Source organism: Paenibacillus nuruki (genome assembly GCF_001721045.1).
In the GTDB taxonomy this organism is placed as follows: Bacteria; Bacillota; Bacilli; order Paenibacillales; family Paenibacillaceae; genus Saccharibacillus; species Saccharibacillus nuruki.
In genome coordinates this window covers 1-2,434 of record NZ_MDER01000097.1, presented here as the reverse complement: position 1 = coordinate 2,434, position 2,434 = coordinate 1, and the positions used below count along the sequence as shown (strand labels likewise).

At 30.6% G+C, this 2,434-nt stretch carries 2 protein-coding genes; one reads left to right on the top strand and one right to left on the bottom strand.

The features are described 5' to 3' along the window. The first annotated feature begins 230 nt into the window (after positions 1–230). Positions 231–980 carry a toll/interleukin-1 receptor domain-containing protein gene (locus PTI45_RS22895; RefSeq protein ID WP_069329912.1) on the top strand — a complete coding sequence of 250 codons (750 nt, stop codon included), beginning with the start codon at positions 231–233 and terminating at the stop codon, positions 978–980. Here the strand turns inward: PTI45_RS22895 and PTI45_RS22890 are convergent. Further along, positions 936–2,387 (bottom strand): SIR2 family protein, encoded by a 1,452-nt coding sequence (locus PTI45_RS22890; protein WP_069329911.1) that lies wholly within the window; start codon positions 2,385–2,387, stop codon positions 936–938. The genes PTI45_RS22895 and PTI45_RS22890 overlap by 45 nt on opposite strands. Between the last annotated feature and the right edge of the window lie 47 nt (positions 2,388–2,434).

Below are 2,434 nucleotides of genomic sequence, written 5' to 3'. Positions count from 1 at the left end.
TATGCATGAGGTAGTTCGTCGGCAGCTTCAGATGTGTATAAGATACAGATTCTAGTGTGAGTACAACCGAGATTTATACAGAGGTATCCGTCAAAAGAAAGCGCGCTGTATTAACAAAATTCAATCCTAGAAATCGATTAGAGACCTCCAAATAACTATGAATTATTTGGAGGTCTTTTAATGTGTGAAATAAATTAAATTCCATGATTACATAGCAAAAGGAGAAATTTATGATATTTTTTTGTTTTTCAAGCAAGGATCGCCATAATATAGTAGAAGCCATCCTATACCATATTAGAAATTACCGAATTCCTGTATGGTATGATCGAGATCAGATGCTTCTAGGTGACGAACGCAATTATAAAAATTTTGTGGAAGGAGTCGAAGCATCTTCATATGGAATCATAATTTTAAGTCCGAATTCGATTCAGTCTTATTGTGCCAATGAAGAAATCGATTTAATGTATGAACAATATTTAAAAGGTAATATGCATGTTTTTCCTCTATTCTTTAATCTTTCTGCAAGTGAAATTCCTCCAAAATACGATTGGTTAAAAAATTTAGTTTATAAAGAAATTACTCCCTCTATTGATGTTCGTTCAACCTGCAACCATATTATTTGTAAATTTCTTTCGGATGATTTGAGCAAGCATGAAAGTCGCAACTTTCATGCTTTAGAGAAAAGGATGAAAAAAAGAGAATGTGATCCTTATATTTTAATCTTACTCCGATCTTATTTGGAATTAGATGAAAAAAACTTCAATTCTCGAATAGCTTTACTATATGCTGGCTGTTCTTATATAGAATGTAATTACGATTTAAGTAACGCCCCTGCTTATTATACAGCTGGGTTCAAAAAGTTATTTAACGAAACAAAACTTTCACTAGAAGTAGACTTAAGAGACATACTAATGATCGAGAGCCTTTTCTTATTATTAGTTAGCACGTTTGTTCTCGGCAACCTCGTTAAGGATGTGTAAAATAATATTGGCTATTTTTTCAGGATCTTTCTCTGTCATTAGTTCATTTATTGTTTGTGAAAGATAAGGAAATTCATTAATATTCTTCTTAACTTCTTTCCAAATCACTTCTGCTTCGTATCCAGTACTTCCAACAGGAATAATCGTCATATTGCGTTCTTTTGCAAGTAAAAATTCCTGATAAACACCTTCACTGTAATGTCCTGTTTTTTCAATAGAACCTTGTTCTGTAGTTTTCTTGCTTTGACCAAATAAGAAGATAGCGGCACTACAATCATGTAACATGCTGATTCTATATTCTTGTTTTTTCTCTTGTGAAAGATCTTTATGAAAAGGAAAAGGTCTCATTGAAAGATATTTCTCCTTATTTTGAAAACCTTTTTCCGCCAAATATTGATAAGAGTATCCAGTGATTAGAGTGCCTAACCGTTTTCCTACTCCTGTAGATATTCTATAATCTTTTCCAAGTAATGAAGTAACCAAAGCTTGCGATAATTGATCTGATTGGGTCACTACCTCATTTTTGACTTTGTCATATGCACCAGATATAAAAACCTTTTTTTCCCTAATTCTAGCATTTAATTTTTTTAAAAGAGGAATGATACTATCTTTTGTTATGCAAATAGCTTGAATATTATATCTTTGTTTGAGATCGTCTACCATATGCTCAAATTCAATCGTTGTTTCTTGATTTACTAGCATGATGGCATAATGCGTATTTCCTACTCCTCCAAGTAAATGATTTATTGAACTAAGGCAATCGAGAACAAGGGAATCTGTAAAGCTATAACCAACAAAAAGAAAAGTATTTGAAATTAATTCTTTTTTCAAAAATGTTAAAAATAAAGTATGACTATTTGAATAGTGATCATAGTCCTTCTTAGTTAATATCATTTTTTCTAAGTCAGAAATATCACCATTAAGCTTATAAACATTCACTTTTTCGTTTCGATCAATATTGACTAAGTTTTTTTCATTATGTATAACATTACGAGGAATAAATCGACGATCCAATTCTTGTTCAATTAAAGGATCATAATTCGTTGTCCAAATATTATTGAAATTCACATCAATTAATTCACTTAAAATTTCATTTCCAGGTTTGAATTTATTGATCTGCTCATTAATTTTTTTTCTTAATTGCGGCTCTGTATATTTATTAGCATAATATTGCGCGACTTTATATAAATCTGTATTTTCTGTAAGTTTTATTTCTAATTCGGCGGCTAAAGATTCAAATAAATATCCCCAAGTCGAATGTCCAGAATTTCGGGATACACCAGATCCAGCAAATAAAGAAGACATTTTGTTTATTGATTGTGTAGCTAAATCATCTAAAAAATGATTTAATTCTCGTTCAGTTTTTTCAATTAAACGCTTAGTAACTGGATTATTTTCTAATTCCATTAGTAGTTCCTCCAAATTTTATCAAAAATTTATTTCACACATTAAAA

Excerpts from the sequence above, each read along its gene's own strand:
- PTI45_RS22895 (WP_069329912.1), top strand. The coding sequence starts at position 231 with ATGATATTTTTTTGTTTTTCAAGCAAGGATCGCCATAATATAGTAGAA.
- PTI45_RS22890 (WP_069329911.1), bottom strand. The coding sequence starts at position 2,387 with ATGGAATTAGAAAATAATCCAGTTACTAAGCGTTTAATTGAAAAAACT.